This window comes from Streptosporangium sp. CA-115845 (assembly GCF_050943795.1).
Lineage (GTDB): Bacteria > Actinomycetota > Actinomycetes > Streptosporangiales > Streptosporangiaceae > Streptosporangium.
Map to the genome: position 1 here is coordinate 6,417,421 of NZ_CP191988.1, position 14,254 is coordinate 6,431,674.

13 protein-coding genes are annotated in these 14,254 nt (G+C 72.0%); 11 read left to right on the forward strand and 2 right to left on the reverse strand.

The window, feature by feature from the left end; genetic code table 11:
• Nucleotides 1-10: 10 nt before the first annotated feature.
• Nucleotides 11-928, reverse strand: coding sequence for an amidohydrolase family protein (locus ACQP0P_RS30955; protein WP_433382201.1), 918 nt, complete (start codon nucleotides 926-928; stop codon nucleotides 11-13).
• A gap of 83 nt (nucleotides 929-1,011) precedes the next feature.
• Between ACQP0P_RS30955 and ACQP0P_RS30960 the strand changes: the two genes are divergently transcribed.
• The 9 genes from ACQP0P_RS30960 (at nucleotide 1,012) to ACQP0P_RS31000 (ending at nucleotide 11,563) form a co-directional block, all read left to right on the forward strand.
• Nucleotides 1,012-1,728 (forward strand): M50 family metallopeptidase, encoded by a 717-nt coding sequence (locus ACQP0P_RS30960; protein ID WP_433361250.1) that lies wholly within the window; start codon nucleotides 1,012-1,014, stop codon nucleotides 1,726-1,728.
• 252 nt (nucleotides 1,729-1,980) lie between these two features.
• A complete protein-coding gene (locus ACQP0P_RS30965) occupies nucleotides 1,981-2,694 on the forward strand; it encodes a sensor histidine kinase (protein WP_433361253.1) in 714 nt (237 codons plus the stop codon).
• A 148-nt stretch (nucleotides 2,695-2,842) separates the two neighbouring features.
• Complete coding sequence (gene lanKC, locus ACQP0P_RS30970) at nucleotides 2,843-5,479, forward strand: class III lanthionine synthetase LanKC (RefSeq protein WP_433361256.1); 2,637 nt, start codon at nucleotides 2,843-2,845, stop codon at nucleotides 5,477-5,479.
• A gap of 4 nt (nucleotides 5,480-5,483) precedes the next feature.
• A complete protein-coding gene (locus ACQP0P_RS30975) occupies nucleotides 5,484-5,615 on the forward strand; it encodes a SapB/AmfS family lanthipeptide (RefSeq protein WP_350916758.1) in 132 nt (43 codons plus the stop codon).
• A gap of 43 nt (nucleotides 5,616-5,658) precedes the next feature.
• Nucleotides 5,659-5,796, forward strand: coding sequence for a SapB/AmfS family lanthipeptide (locus ACQP0P_RS30980; RefSeq protein WP_433361260.1), 138 nt, complete (start codon nucleotides 5,659-5,661; stop codon nucleotides 5,794-5,796).
• A gap of 49 nt (nucleotides 5,797-5,845) precedes the next feature.
• A complete protein-coding gene (locus ACQP0P_RS30985; protein WP_433361263.1) occupies nucleotides 5,846-5,983 on the forward strand; it encodes a SapB/AmfS family lanthipeptide in 138 nt (45 codons plus the stop codon).
• A 71-nt stretch (nucleotides 5,984-6,054) separates the two neighbouring features.
• A complete protein-coding gene (locus ACQP0P_RS30990; RefSeq protein WP_433361266.1) occupies nucleotides 6,055-7,803 on the forward strand; it encodes an ABC transporter ATP-binding protein in 1,749 nt (582 codons plus the stop codon).
• A gap of 26 nt (nucleotides 7,804-7,829) precedes the next feature.
• Entirely contained in the window at nucleotides 7,830-9,521 is a 1,692-nt protein-coding gene (locus tag ACQP0P_RS30995) for an ATP-binding cassette domain-containing protein (RefSeq protein ID WP_433361269.1), read from the forward strand.
• 47 nt (nucleotides 9,522-9,568) lie between these two features.
• The gene (locus tag ACQP0P_RS31000; protein ID WP_433361272.1) at nucleotides 9,569-11,563 is read left to right on the forward strand and encodes a prolyl oligopeptidase family serine peptidase; all 1,995 of its coding nucleotides are present in this window, start codon (nucleotides 9,569-9,571) and stop codon (nucleotides 11,561-11,563) included.
• A gap of 30 nt (nucleotides 11,564-11,593) precedes the next feature.
• On the opposite strand, the gene ACQP0P_RS31005 is transcribed toward ACQP0P_RS31000, so the two are convergent.
• Nucleotides 11,594-12,169, reverse strand: a complete 576-nt coding sequence (locus ACQP0P_RS31005) for an ATP-binding protein (protein ID WP_433361275.1) — start codon at nucleotides 12,167-12,169, stop codon at nucleotides 11,594-11,596.
• 219 nt (nucleotides 12,170-12,388) lie between these two features.
• On the opposite strand from ACQP0P_RS31005, the gene ACQP0P_RS31010 reads away from it, so the two are divergent.
• Nucleotides 12,389-13,723 (forward strand): hypothetical protein, encoded by a 1,335-nt coding sequence (locus ACQP0P_RS31010; RefSeq protein WP_433361278.1) that lies wholly within the window; start codon nucleotides 12,389-12,391, stop codon nucleotides 13,721-13,723.
• On the forward strand, nucleotides 13,720-14,205 hold the full coding sequence (locus tag ACQP0P_RS31015) for a GNAT family N-acetyltransferase (RefSeq protein ID WP_433361280.1): 486 nt from the start codon (nucleotides 13,720-13,722) through the stop codon (nucleotides 14,203-14,205). The genes ACQP0P_RS31010 and ACQP0P_RS31015 overlap by 4 nt, the downstream gene beginning before the upstream one ends.
• Nucleotides 14,206-14,254 lie beyond the last annotated feature (49 nt).

Consider the following 14,254-nt stretch of genomic DNA (forward strand, 5'->3'; position numbering starts at 1 on the left):
CTCCCGATCATCAATGTCCTGCTGACCGAGTGTAGTGCGCCGAAAGGTCAAGGAGATTGTCCGCATTGTTCCAACACACCGCGCGGAGCCAGTCGTCGCCCAGGTCGAGCCTGTCCAGCGCGTGGAGCTGGTGGGCGTAGGGGTGGGGGATGTTGGGGAAGTCACTGCCGAGCAGGACCTTGCCGGCCAGCCCGAGGTCACGCAGGCGCGGCCGGAGGCGCGCGGGGAACGGCGTACCACGCTCGGCGAAGTCGGTGAAGGTCATCGTGGTGTCGAGCCGCACGTTCGGGAAGGTCTCGGCCAGCTCGAAGAACTCGTCGTACTCCGGCATGCCGAGGTGCGCCACGACCAGCGGCAGGGTGGGATGGCGCTCCAGTACCCCGCCGACCGGCACCGGCCCCGTGCAGCGGCCGGGCAGCGGGATCGAGCTGGCGTGGACGACGACGGGAACGCCCCGCTCGGCCAGCAGCCCCCACACGTCGTCGATCTCCTCACACCTGGGGTCGAAGTCGCCGACCTGGAGGTGGACCTTGAAGATCCGCGCCCCACGGCCGAGCGCGTCCCGGACATAGCCAAGGACTCCAGGTTCGGGGTAGAAGGTGGCCGAGGGCAGACATTCCGCCGTACGGCGGGCGAAGTCGAGCGTCCATTCGTTGAGGCTCTCGGCCATGCCCGGCCGGTGCGCGTAGGCGAGGGCGGAGAAGGCCCGCACCCCGAGCGCCCGCAGCCGATCGACCCGCTCCTCGACGGGCAGCCGGTAGTGGATCCGCCACCCTTTCCCCATCAGCGGACCGCCGTGCTCGAAGTGGTGCCAGACCCGGCGCTCCATGCGCTCGGGCAGGAAGTGGACATGCACGTCCGCCAGGCCTGGCAAGCCAAGCCCACGCCACCAGGCGGGGACGTCGGCGTCCACGAGTTCCGGAATCATGTTCTGCACAACTTCGACTTTATCGCCAGCACACCGGCAGTCGTGGGACGCTTTGCTCTCATGCCGCGAAGGAGAAGTGAGCGTTGTCCGACCTCTGGGTGACCCTGACCACGGCCCGTTCCGGGCCGCCCCTCTGGGTCGTGCTGCTGTCCGCGCTGGCCGCACTGGGCGTGGTGTCGTGGTCCACCTCGTGGCAGTTGTCGCGAGGTCTGATCACCATCGCCCACGAGGGCGGGCACGCACTGATGGCACTGCTCACCCGGCGCAAGCTGGAGGGCATCCGCCTGCACTCCGACACCTCCGGCGTGACCCTGACCAGGGGCAGGCCCCGCGGGCCCGGCATGATCCTGACCGCCGCCGCCGGATACGTCGCCCCGTCCCTGCTGGGGCTGGGCGGGGCGTGGCTGACCTCCTCCGGCTACGTGGAGGTGCTGATCGCGATAGTGATCGTGCTGCTGTTCTGCATGCTGCTGCTGATCCGCAACCTGTTCGGCGTGGTGAGCCTGCTGGCGACCGGGGGCGCGATCTTCGCCTTCACCTGGTACGCCGAGCCCGACATGGACGCCGCCCTCGCCTATCTGGCCGTGTGGTTCCTGCTGCTGGGGGGTGTGCGGCCGATCGTGGAGCTGCAACGCAAGCGGCGTTACGGCCGGGCACCCGACTCCGACGCCGATCAGCTCGCCCGGCTGACCTTCCTGCCCGGCGGGTTCTGGGTGTTCCTCTTCCTGGCGGTCGCGGGTGCCTGCCTGGTGGCCGGGACCTATTTGCTGCTGCCTCCGGCGTTCAAACTCCCCTGGTAGGCGCGTCCCCGGCTGCCGCCCCCTTCTCCAGGTCGGCCCGGATGATTTCGCCGTGATGCACGGCGCTCGCCAGGAGAGCTCCGACCAGCGGCCGGCTCCCCGTCATCCACTTTATATTATCACATTCCCGGCTTATTCATCGCCATTATTTCTCTTATCCGAAGAAAGTCGCAAGCCACTCTTCCCGGTTGACATTAACAACTTTTTTGAGTTTATTAGAAGGAATATCGTTTCCGCTGCGAGAGGCGCTTCATGCCGCACCCCGCCTACCTCGTCGGAACGGCCGGGGCGGGCATCCTGCTGATCTCTCTGGGCGTCACGCTCGCCCTCACCCTGCGGATCAGGCGCCTGCGCGTCGAGCGGGAGCGCGCCCTCGCCAGGGCCTACGAGGGGTTCGCCCGCGACATGCACGACATCGTGGGGCACTGGCTCTGGCTGGCGTCCATCAAGGGAGAGCTGGCCCACCGGCGGGCCGCCGGCGACGCGCGCCTGCGCGAGGATCTGGAAGAGGTGCTCCAGGCGGTACGGCAGGCCGCGCACGCCGTACGGAACGTGTCCGCGGCCCGCCACCGGCTTTCGTTCCCCGGCGAGACCGCCCGCGCCAGAGCACTGATGGAGGGGTTCGGAGCCTACTGCTCGGTCCGGGTGGACACCGGCGAGCTGCCCGAGCCCGTGAGCACGGCGCTGGGCGCCGTGGTGCGCGAGGGCGTGACGAACATGCTGCGGCACAGCCGGGTGAAGCGGTGCGCGATCGAACTGGTCGAGCACGGCGGCCTGCTACGCCTGACCGTCGTCAACGACGGGGCACCCCGGCGGGAGGCGCCCTCCACCGGCGGCGACATCGGCAGCGGGGTGGGCAACCTCCGCCACCGCCTGGGCGAGCTGGGCGGCACGGTACAGGTGGCGGGCGGTGCGGACGGGTGGTTCACCCTGATAGCCGAGGTTCCCGGCAATTATTCCGAATAACCTTCATGTCTCTCACAAAAGCACAGGTAGCACCCGCCTTCACGGCCGACACTGTGCGTTTCGCATATACGAGTGGTTTAGTTTGTAACTAGTGGTTTCTCGGGTTATCCGTAATTCTCTCTTCTGGAAGACAGCAGGGGAGAATGCCGTGGATGACCAGTATGAGCTTTATTGCCTGGCGGACCCGCTTTTTTACGACACGCTTGACGGCCGGCGGAGCGACCACCCCGACTTCGCGCTCGCGGCCCGGGAGGTCCCGGACGGCTGGCAGCACCAGGCGACCGACACCTGGATGCACTACGCGCCGCTCGCGGGCCGCATCCCCGCCCAGGGCTGGAAGGTCCATGTCTCGGCCCGTACCGAGGATGCCGAGCGCGCCATGGAGACGGTCTGGGACTACTGCGTCCCCCGCGGCATCGCGTTCAAGTTCCTGCGCAGCCTGCCGGTCATGACCATGCTGAACTCCAAGGCCGCCCCCCGCGGTGCCAGCGGCAAGCTCGTGACGATCTACCCGGTGGACGAGGCACAGCTGGAGCTCACCCTGAAGGAGCTCGACGAGCTGCTCGCGGGCGTCGAGGGGCCCTACATCCTCAGCGACCTCCGCTACGGCGAGGGCCCGCTCTTCGTGCGGTACGGCGGGTTCGCCGGGCGGCGCTGCCTGGCCGGCAACGGCGAGCTGGTGCCGGCCATGGAGGACGGCGAGGGGCGGCTGGTCCCCGACGTGCGCGAGCCCTCCTTCGGCGTGCCGTCCTGGGTGACGCTGCCCGGCTTCCTCGAACCCCACCTGGCCGCCCGCAACGCGGTCACCACCGAGAACCTGCCGTATCGGGTCGAGGGCGTCATGCAGTTCTCCAACGGCGGCGGCGTCTACCTCGGCGAGGACCTGCGCACCGGGGAGCGGGTCGTGCTGAAGGAGGCCCGCCCGCACGCCGGTCTCGACGCCGCCGGCCGGGACGCCGTGGCTCGGCTGGCACACGAGCGCGACATGCTGGAGCACCTGTCCGGGCTGGACGCGGTGCCCGCGCTGATCGACTACTTCACCCTGGGAGACCACCACTTCCTGGTCGAGGAGTTCGTCGACGGCAACCCGCTCCAGCGGCAGCTCGTCCAGAGATACCCGCTGACCAGGGCCACCTGCGACGGGGCGGCCCTCGCCGAGTACACCGCCTGGGTGCTCGACACGCTTCCCAAGGTGCGACGGGCGATCGAGTCCCTGCACGGACGCGGGGTGGTCTTCGGCGACCTGCACCCGAACAACATCCTGGTGACCGAGGGCGGCCGCCTGGTACTGATCGACTACGAGGTGGCGACCCTCAGCACCGATCGCGGCCGCGCGGCGCTCGCCCATCCGGCGTTCGGCGCGCCAGCCGACCGGCAGGGCACGGACGTCGACCGCTACGCCCTCGCCTGCCTCTGCCTCGGCCTGTTCGCCCCCCAGCTCACGATCATGCTGCCGCTCGACCGCGCCAAGGTGGTCGACCTGGCCAGGCTCATCACCGAGACCTTTCCGGTGCCGCCCGAGGTGATCGACGAGGCGGTCCTGACCGTCGCGGGCCCTACCCCGGCGGCGGTCACACCGTTCCCGAGGCCGGGCCACGACGGCTGGCCCAAACTCAAGGAGGCGATGACCCGGGCCATCCTGGCGAGCGCCACTCCCGACCGCGACGACCGGCTCTTCCCAGGCGACGTCGCCCAGTTCCAGCCTGGCGGGGGCGTCAACCTCGCGTACGGCGCCGCGGGCGTGCTCTACGCGCTGGCGGTGACCGGGGCCGAGCGCCTCCCGGCCCACGAGGACTGGCTGCGCCGCAGGGCGCTGGCCCCCGCTCCGGGGACCGGTGTCGGTTTCTACGACGGGCTGCACGGCGTCGCCTACGTCCTCGACCTGCTCGGGCACCGCCAGGACGCGATCGACACCGTCGACCTGTGCCTGCGCGAGAAGTGGGAGGCGCTGGAGCTGGGGCTGTTCGGCGGCCTGGCGGGCATGGGCCTGAACCTTCTCCATCTGGGCCTCACCACCGGCGAACGGACCTTCGCCGACCTTGCCCTGCGGATCGTCGACATCTGCTCCGACAGGCTGGGCGGGCCCGACGACGTGCCGAAGATCAGCGGCGGCAGCCATCCCCGCGCCGGGCTGATGTACGGCTCCTCCGGGCCCGCCCTTCTCTTCCTGCACGCCTACGAGCGCACCGGCGACACGTCGCTGCTCGACCGGGCGGCCGTGGCGCTCCGGCAGGACCTGCGGCGCTGCGTCACCGGCGAGGACGGAACCCTCCAGGTCGACCAGGGCTGGCGCACGCTGCCCTACCTGGACGAGGGGTCCGTGGGCATCGGCATGGTGCTCGCCCGCTACCTGGCCCATCGCCACGACGCGGACCTCCGTACCGCGCTCGACGGCTGCCGGCTCGTCACCCGGGGACGGTACTTCGTGCAGTCCGGCCTGTTCACCGGCAGGAGCGGCGTGCTCGCCGCCCTCGGCTGGGGCCTGGGACCCGAGACCCCCCGCACCGACCACACAGACCTGGCCGCGCAGCTGCGCGGGCTCGGCTGGCACGCGCTGCCCCACGGCGGCGGGCTGGCCTTCCCCGGCGACCAGCTGCTCAGGCTCTCCATGGACTTCGCGACCGGCACGGCCGGAGTCCTGTTCGCGATGAGCGCCGTGCTGCACGACCGGCCGGCGTTCCTCCCCTTCATCGAGCCGCCCGGCGGCACGAACGCCCCTGCCTGGGCGTCCGCGCACGGATCCGCCGGGCGGTTTGGCTCCTGCGACTCACCGAAGGAGGTGTAACGACATGGTTCTTCTCGACCTGCAGTCCCTGGAAACCCCCGGTGGCGGCTCCGGCGGCGGCGGTGGCAGCACCCTCACCGTCCTCGGCTGCCAGTCCGGCCGGCCCAGCAACCTGAGCCTGCTGCTCTGCCACTAGCCCTTTCCATATCGGTTCCCACCACCAGAAGTGAGGCAATCCCATGGTTCTTCTCGACCTGCAGTCCCTGGAGACCCCCGGCGGCGGCCACGGCGGCGGCGGCGGTGGCGGCAGCACCCTCACCGTCCTCGGCTGCCAGTCCGGCCGGCCCAGCAACCTGAGCCTGCTGCTCTGCCACTAGCCCTCCCGTTCCACGAAAACCCAGAGAACCTAGAAACGGAGCCATTCCCATGATCCTTCTCGACCTGCAGTCCCTGGAGACCCCCGGCGGCGGCCACGGCGGCGGCGGCGGTGGCGGCAGCACCCTCACCGTCCTGGGCTGCGAGTCCGGCCGGCCCAGCAACCTGAGCCTGCTGCTCTGCCACTAGTGATACCCCGTGCCCGGGACGGCCAGCGACGGCGGCCGCCCCGGGCACACCCGTTCCAGGAAGGAGGGACCGTGCGGGCAGCCGACCGGCTGGTGGCCGAGACCGTACGGCGTGGCGGACCCTGGCTGGCCGTCCTCGCGGTCACCTCCGTGCTGGGCGCGTTCGCCCAGCTCGCGCTCCCACTGGTACTGGGCAGGACCGTCGACGCGCTCGTGGCCGACGGCACGGGCGCGACGACCTGGCTCGGTGCCTGCGCGGGCGTGGTGATCCTGACCGTGGCCTGCGACACCCTCGGCGTCTGGGCCTCGGGATCGAGCGGCGCGCGTTCCTCGGCCTGGCTCAGGGAACGGGTGGTGCGCGGCGTCCTCGGCATCGGGCCGGCGATCACCCGCCGGTTCCCCGAGGGGGACCTGGTCACCCGGATGGGCCTGAACACCGAGGAGATCGGGCACGTCCCCGAGTCGCTCGTCACCGGGGCGGCGCTGGTCATCCCCACCGCGGGCGGCATCGTGGCCCTCACCCTCATCGACCCCCTGCTGACCGCGACGCTGGTCGTCGGGCTCGTCCTCATCGCGCTCGTCCTGCGGGCCTTCCTCACCGTGAGCACCGCGATCGCGAGCGACTACCAGGCGGCGCAGGGCGACATCGCCGCCCGGCTCGTCGACGCGCTCGCCGGGGCCCGTACGATCGCCGCGGCCGATACCGCCGACCGGGAGCGGGCGCGGGTGCTGACCGCGCTGCCCCTGCTGCGCAGGCATGCCATGGCCATGTGGCGGGCCAACGCGCGGGCCGGCGTGCAGGCCGGTGCCGTGGTCCCGCTGCTGGAGGTCGCCGTGCTCGGGGTGGGCGGGCTGCGACTGGCCGCCGGAGACCTCACGGCCGGCGAGCTGTACGCCGCCGCCCGCTACGTCGTGCTCGGCGCCGGCCTCGGCTCGGCGCTTGGCTACGTCGGCCGCCTGGCCAGGGCGCGGGCCGCCGCCGCCAGGGTGGAGGAGCTGGTCGCCGAGAGCCCCCGGGCCTACGGGACGCGACCGCTGCCGCCGGGTCCCGGCACGCTGGAGCTCCGCGGCGTGGACGCGGGCGGCCTGCGCGAGCTGGACCTCATCATCCCCGGCGGGCAGGCGGTGGCCGTGGTCGGCCGCTCGGGCGCCGGCAAGTCGCTGCTCGCCGCGGTCGCCGGACGGCTGGTGGACCCGCGCCACGGCACGGTCCACCTCGACGGCGTCCCGCTGCCGGAACTCTCCCGCGAGGCGCTCCGCCGAGCCGTCGGGTACGCCTTCGAGCGCCCGGTCCTGCTCGGCGACACCGTCGCCGCCGCCATCGCCCTGGGCACCGACACCCCCGCCCGCCCCCCCGGCCCCGGCACCGGCCGCCACAGCCGCCGCACCGGGAACGGCCGGGTCGAACAGCCAGGCGCGAACAGGGAGGTCGTGCGGGCCGCCGCGCGGGCGGCCCGCGCCGACGCCTTCGTCCGGCGCCTCCCGCTCGGATACGACACACCACTACCGGAGGCGCCCATGTCCGGCGGTGAGCGGCAAAGGCTCGGCCTGGCCCGCGCCTTCGCACAGGGGCGGCGCCTGCTCATCCTGGACGACGCCACCTCAAGCCTGGACACCGTCACCGAGCGCCAGGTCGCCCGGGCACTGTCCGGGGAGCTGCGCGACCGCACCCGTCTGATCGTGACCCACCGGGTGGCGACCGCCGCGGCCGCCGACCGGGTGATCTGGCTGGACGACGGCCGGGTACGCGCCTGCGGCAGCCACCATGCCCTCTGGGCCGACCCGGCCTACCGCGCCGTCTTCCAGGCGGGTGCCTCATGATCACCTCAGACCCGGGTGGGCGCCCGGTGAACCGGCCCATCCGGCGGGCGCTCGGCAGGGACCCGTACCAGCTGGTCAGGCTCGCGGGCTGGTCCGTGGCGGAGACCGCGCCCGCGCTGGTCATCGGCCTGGCCATCGCGCGGGCGATCGACGACGGCTTCGGCGCGGGACGCCCCACGACCGGGTTCGCCTGGCTGGCCCTGCTCGGCGGTGCCTGGCTGCTGGCCGCCGTCGGCGCGCGTCAGGTGGTGCTGGCCGTCGCCGCGATCGTGGAGCCGTTCCGCGAGGAACTGCTCGCGCATGTCGTCGACGACGCGCTGCGCCACTCGGCCGCCTCCGGGCAGGGGCCGGGGGCGGGAGCGGTGGCCCGCGCCAACCTCCAGGTCGAGCTGGCCCGCGACGCCTTCGCCTCGGTCATCACCGTGGTCAGGTCGTTCGCGTTCACCGTGGTGAGCGTGGTGCTCGGGCTGGCGACCCTCGTCCCCGGGGTGCTCGCGCTGGTGCTGCCGCCGTTCTGCGCGGGCCTCGTCCTCTTCTCACTGTCGCTGCGCGCCCTGGCCAGGCGGCAGCGGGACTTCATCCTGGCCGACGAGCGTACCGCCGGGGCACTGGCCGGCATGGTGGGCGGGCTGCGCGACATCGCCGCCTGCCGGGCCGAGGAACGGGTCGCGGGTGACGTCGGCCTCCGGGTGACCGAGCAGGCCCGCGCGGCCAGGTCGCTGGCGCGGGTGACCGCGCTGCGCACCGCGTCACTGGCGGTGGGCGGCTGGCTGCCGGTACTGCTGGTGCTGGCCGGGACCCCCTGGCTGCTCCGCGAGGGCGCGGGCGCCGGGGTGATCCTGGGCGCGCTGGCCTACGTCACCCAGTCGCTGGCGCCCGCGCTCGGCAACCTCGTGGAGGGGCTGGGGATCAACGGCGTCCGGCTCCGGGTGGCACTCGACCGGCTGCTGCGCGACGGCGACCCGCCCGTACGGGCACGCGGGCGGCTCGCGGCCGAGAGCGGAGGTGCCGAGCTGCGCGGCGTGACGTTCGCCTACGGCCCGCACGCCGAACCGGTGATCGACCGCCTCGACCTGTCGGTCCCCGAGGGGGACCACATCGCCGTGGTCGGGCCGAGCGGCATCGGCAAGTCCACCCTCGCCGCACTGCTGACCGGCGTACTGCCGCCGGACTCCGGCCAGATCATGGTGGGCGGCGTGCCCGCCGACCGCCTCGACCCCGCCGACCGGGTGCTCATCCCCCAGCAGGCGTACGTCTTTCGCGCCTCCCTGCTGGAGAACCTGACCTACCTGTCCGACGCCCCGAAGGAGGCGGTGGACGAGGCCGTGGCCGCGGTCGGCCTGACGAACCTGGTGGCGCGGCTGGGCGGCTACTCCGCCGAGATCGACTCCGGCCTGCTCTCACCCGCCGAGCAGCAGCTGGTCGCCCTGGCCCGCGCCTACCTGGCCCCGGCCCGGCTGGCGATCCTCGACGAGGCGACCTGCCATCTGGACCCGGCGGCCGAGGCCCGTGCGGAGGAGGCGTTCGCCCGCCGGGGCGGCACGCTCCTCGTCATCGCCCACCGGCTGACCTCCGCCCTGCGTGCGCGGCGGATCCTCGTGATGGACGGCACCAGCGTCCGGCTGGGCACACACGAGGAGATGCTCGCCGCCTCCCCGCTCTACGCCGACCTGGCCGGACAGTGGAATCCGTCGAGCAGACAGGAGCTGGTGCCTTGACTCTCCCCGAAGCCAGAGCCCTGGGTGTCCACGCCGAAGGAGATTCGATGATCTATCCTCCCGCCGAGCGGCAACCGGTCGTCGACCACCTGCACGGCCACATGGTGCCCGACCCGTACCGCTGGCTGGAAGACGCGGACAGCCCGGAGACGCGGGGCTGGATGTCGGCCCAGGAGGAGCTGTGGCGCGGCCACGCCGCCGCGCTGCCCGGGCGCGAGCTGTGGCACGCGCGGGTGGCCGCGCTGACCGGCGCCGGGATGGTCGGCGTGCCGATGTGGCGCGGTGGGAGCCGGTTCCTGCTGCGCCGTACGGCCGACCAGGAGCACGCGGTCCTCTATCGCACCGGCCCCGACGGGGTCGAGGAGGCGCTGATCGACCCGATGGAGCTGGACCCGAGCGGGCTGACCACGCTCGACCACTGGCAGCCCGACTCGGACGGCCGGCTGATGGCCTACCAGCTCTCCACGCACGGCGACGAGCGCTCGGAGCTGCGGGTGATGGACGTCGCCACCCGGCGGGTGGTCGACGGCCCGATCGATCGCTGCCGGTACGCGCCGGTGGCGTGGCTGCCCGACGGTAAGGCGTTCTTCTACGTCCGCGCCCGCCAGGTCCGCCTGCACCGGCTCGGCACCCCGGCCGAGGACGATGCCGTGATCATGGGCGAGGACCGCTCCTACGGGCTGGGGATCAGCTACAACGGGCGCTGGCTGACCGTCTCGGCGACGGCGGACGACGGCAACGACCTCTGGCTGGCCGACCTGTCCACCTCCTCCCCCGAGCGCCCTGACCTGCGGGTCGTCCAGCGGGCGGCGGGCGCGGTGACGGTGCCCGCGGTCGGCCGCGACGGGCGCCTGTACCTGCTCACCACCCTGGACGCGCCACGGGGACGGCTCTGCGTGGCCGACCCCGCGCGGCCTGGCACCGAGCACTGGATCGAGCTGGTCGGCGAGGACCCGGAGGCGGTGATCGGCGAGTTCGCGATCGCCGGGCAGACGCTGCTCGTCGGCTGGACCCGGCACGCGGTCGGCGAGATCAGCGTCCACGACCTGGCGACCGGGGAGCGGCGCGGCCTGGTGCCGCTGCCGGGGCTCGGCTCGGCCGGCGCGATGTCCACCCGTCCCGAGGGCGGCCACGAGGTCTGGTTCACCTACACCGACAGCGTCACTCCGCCGAGCGTGCACCGCTACGACACCCGTACCGGGCGGACCTCGCTGTGGAGCGCCGCGCCCGGCGCGGTGCAGGTGCCGCAGCTGGAGGCCCGGCAGGTGGTCTTCGCCTCGGCGGACGGCACCCCGGTGCGGATGGTCGTGCTGGCCCGGCCCGGCTCGGGACCCCGGCCCACGATCCTGTACGGCTACGGCGGCTTCGGGCTCTCGCTCACCCCCTCGTACTCCGGCTACATCCTGCCCTGGGTCGAGGCCGGCGGGGTGTTCGCCCTCGCCCAGCTGCGCGGCGGCGGCGAGGAGGGCGCCGCCTGGCACCGCGACGGCATGCTGGAGCGCAAGCAGAACGTCTTCGACGACTTCGCGGCGGCGGCCGAGGCGCTCGTCTCCGGCGGCTGGACCACTCCCGCGCAGCTGGGCGCCTGCGGCGAGTCCAACGGCGGGCTACTGGTCGGCGCCGCGCTGACCCAGCGCCCCGACCTGTTCGCCGCCGCGGTCTGCTCGGCACCGCTGCTCGACATGGTCCGCTACGAACGCTCGGGGCTCGGCCCGGCCTGGCGTTCGGAGTACGGCTCGGCCGACGACCCCGAGCAGCTGGGCCGGCTGCTGGGCTACTCCCCCTACCACCGCGTCGCCGAGGGCGTCGACTACCCGGCGACGCTGCTGACCACCTTCGGCGGCGACTCCCGCGTCGATCCGCTGCACGCGCGCAAGATGTGCGCGGCCCTGCAGTGGGCGACCTCGGGCTCACGGCCGATCCTGCTCCGCCACGAGGGGGACGTCGGCCACGGCTCCCGCGCGACCGGCCGCGCGGTCGCCCTGGCCGCCGACATGCTCACCTTCCTCGCGGCCCACACCGGCCTGGATCTCCATCCGTAAAGCCCCTGGTCACCGCCACCGGCCCTGAGGTCAAGAAGGCGGGCAGTGGTCGAGGAAGGCCGGTGCCCACGGTTGCGTGGGAAGGTGGGCACCGGCCTTCTGGGGCGGTCCGTCATCCGGCACGGGGGCACTCGGACACGGACCGGTCTTGGTGGGCAGCGCGAACCCGACGGCCTTACCTGAGGTCCCGGTCGCGCACATCCGGGTCACATACGCCCGGCAGCGGCCCTTGGACAGTGCGTGCACCAGCAGCAGCCCGCGCCCGCGTTCGGCGAACAGGCTCAGATCGGGTTCGTCACCGCAGGCGCGCAGCCGATCGAGGATGGCGGGGATACCGTCGAGGTCCCGGTCTGCGTCGATGACCTCGCACCAGGACGGCTCACCGTCCACGAAGACGACGCGCAACTCGAAGGGCTGCCAGCCGTGCTCCTCGGCGTTGGCGGCCAACTCGGCAACGGCGCTCTCGGCGTCGCTGAGTTCCTCACCGTCGAAGCCCGCGTTCTGGAGCACCTGCCTGACGACGGCCCGAGCCCGATGAGCGGCGGAGCCGGGCTGCAGGGTCTTCACCAGTACGCGGTAGTCGTGGAGCCTGATCGAGGGGGCCACGCCGTACCTCCCGGGTCTTATCGGCGAGCCGTATACCGCCCCGCCGTCCGTCACCCAATGGACCAGTGACGCGACGCAGAGTGATGAACTTTTCGCTGTGAAGGTCGTGAACCTCCCGACCACCCCGTGAAGGTCGTGAAGGTCAACAGCCCTGACTGCCAAGACCATTCACATGCTGTAGTCATCGAGCTACCGTTCGCTGGAGACAGGGAGGCCCGGTTGAACCCGCGCCAGCTCGCCGCCGCGATCAACTCCTGGCTGGAAGGACGCGGCCTCGGCACCCGGCGCATCGACCCCACCGCCCCCTACGCCTGGGTCCGGCACGGCTACAAGCCCTACGACCCCATCCCCTCGGTGGCGGCCATCGTGCTCTCCGAACACCTCGGCTGCATGATCCGGGCCGAACAGCTCTGGCCGTCCCGGCAGCCCTCACCTCTGCCCGCCGTCGCCACTCTCGGCCCATCGGCGAACGTCGAGGACATGCTCCAGTCGCTCAGCGACCTGACGAGCCTCAGCACCGGAAAACACGCCGACGTCGCCGCCGCCTCCGGACCCGACCTGGCCGCCGCCGTACTCGACAGCCTGCACGCCACCGTGTCACAACCCCACCGGCACACGGGCCGCGACCGCGTCCTGCCACCCCAGGTACGACTGATCGGCGCGCACGTCGAAGCACTGCGCAAACTCGACGACCAGCACGGCGGCGGCACACTCAGCCTGCGCTACATCACCAGCGAACTACGCAACGTTCTCGACCTGGTCCAATGCGCCGACTACGAACCCACCATCGGACACCAGCTCCTGACCATCGTCGCCGACCTCGCCCAACTCGTCGGCTGGGTCCACTTCGACGCCCAACGCCCCGGCGCCGCCGAACGCTACCTTCTCCTCAGCGAACGCATCGCCCGAGGACTGGGCGAGCTGGGCCGGGCCGCCAACGCCATCGGCATGCTCGCCTACATCTCCGCCTTCGCCGGCCACGGCCAGGAAGCCGTCCACATCGCCTCGGCAGCCGAACACCACTGCCCAGCCGACCCCGTCACGCGAGCCCGGATCACCGGCCGCGTCGCCACCGCCGCAGCCGCCGCCGGAGACCTCTCCACATTCCGCCAGGCCTCAGAGAAGGCCCGGCAACTGCTGGACTCAGCCGAGGTCGCCCCGACCTACCTCTACTACCTGGAGCCCGACCAACTCACCGCCGAGACCGGGCAGGCCCTCGTCGTCCTGGGCGAGCAGATGACCGTCTACCGCAAACCCCTGCTCAACGAGGCCATCAACCTCCTCACCCCGATCTCCACAGTCGGCGCCCGCCCCGACTACCCACGCTCCGCCCTCCTGCACGCCACCTTCCTCACCCACGCCCACCTACTGCGCGGCGATGCCGAAGCGGCGGTCGACGCGGGCCGGGCCGCACTCACCCGGCTGGATGAGGTCCAGTCAGTCCGCGCGCTCGCCTACCTGCGCCGCCTACGCCCCGCCTTCGCCCGCCGCAGCCGCTCCCCGGCGGTCGCGGCCTTCCTCCCCCACCTTGACACCGCCCTGGCCCAGACATGATCGCCACCCGCTTCCTCATCCGGCCCCGCCCCTACGACCACCCGGACGCCACCCGCCTGGTCCGCGCCCTCTTCGACGACCAGCAACAGCGCTACGGCTACGCCTACCCCTTCGAAGCCGACCCCGCCTCCTACACCCCACCCCACGGCCTGTTCCTCATCGGCTACCTCAATACCGTCCCGGTGACCTGCGGCGGCTATCGCACCTTCGACGAACCCACCCACACCATCGAGATCAAGAAGATGTACACCGTCCCACGCCTACGCGGCCTCGGCCTGGGCGAACGCATCCTGACCGCGCTCGAACACCGCGCCACACAGACTGGCGCCCAGCGTTCCATCCTGGAGACCGGCGTACGCAATACCGCGGCCCTCGCCCTCTACACCGGTATCGGCTACCAACCCACCGCCCGCTACGTCAACGGCCGCGACCCCGCCATCAACCGGGCGTTCACCAAGAGACTCACCTGTTCCACTCCCTGAACAGCTCGACTTCCCGCTGGACAGAGCGACCCCGCACGGATCATGTGCG

What these genes read in the sequence shown, in the direction of transcription:
- ACQP0P_RS30985 (WP_433361263.1), top strand. Translation starts at nt 5,846, where the DNA reads ATGATCCTTCTCGACCTGCAGTCCCTGGAGACCCCCGGCGGCGGCCAC.
- ACQP0P_RS31015 (WP_433361280.1), top strand. Translation starts at nt 13,720, where the DNA reads ATGATCGCCACCCGCTTCCTCATCCGGCCCCGCCCCTACGACCACCCG.
- ACQP0P_RS30980 (WP_433361260.1), top strand. Translation starts at nt 5,659, where the DNA reads ATGGTTCTTCTCGACCTGCAGTCCCTGGAGACCCCCGGCGGCGGCCAC.
- ACQP0P_RS30965 (WP_433361253.1), top strand. Translation starts at nt 1,981, where the DNA reads ATGCCGCACCCCGCCTACCTCGTCGGAACGGCCGGGGCGGGCATCCTG.
- ACQP0P_RS31000 (WP_433361272.1), top strand. Translation starts at nt 9,569, where the DNA reads ATGATCTATCCTCCCGCCGAGCGGCAACCGGTCGTCGACCACCTGCAC.
- ACQP0P_RS30975 (WP_350916758.1), top strand. Translation starts at nt 5,484, where the DNA reads ATGGTTCTTCTCGACCTGCAGTCCCTGGAAACCCCCGGTGGCGGCTCC.
- ACQP0P_RS30955 (WP_433382201.1), bottom strand. Translation starts at nt 928, where the DNA reads ATGATTCCGGAACTCGTGGACGCCGACGTCCCCGCCTGGTGGCGTGGG.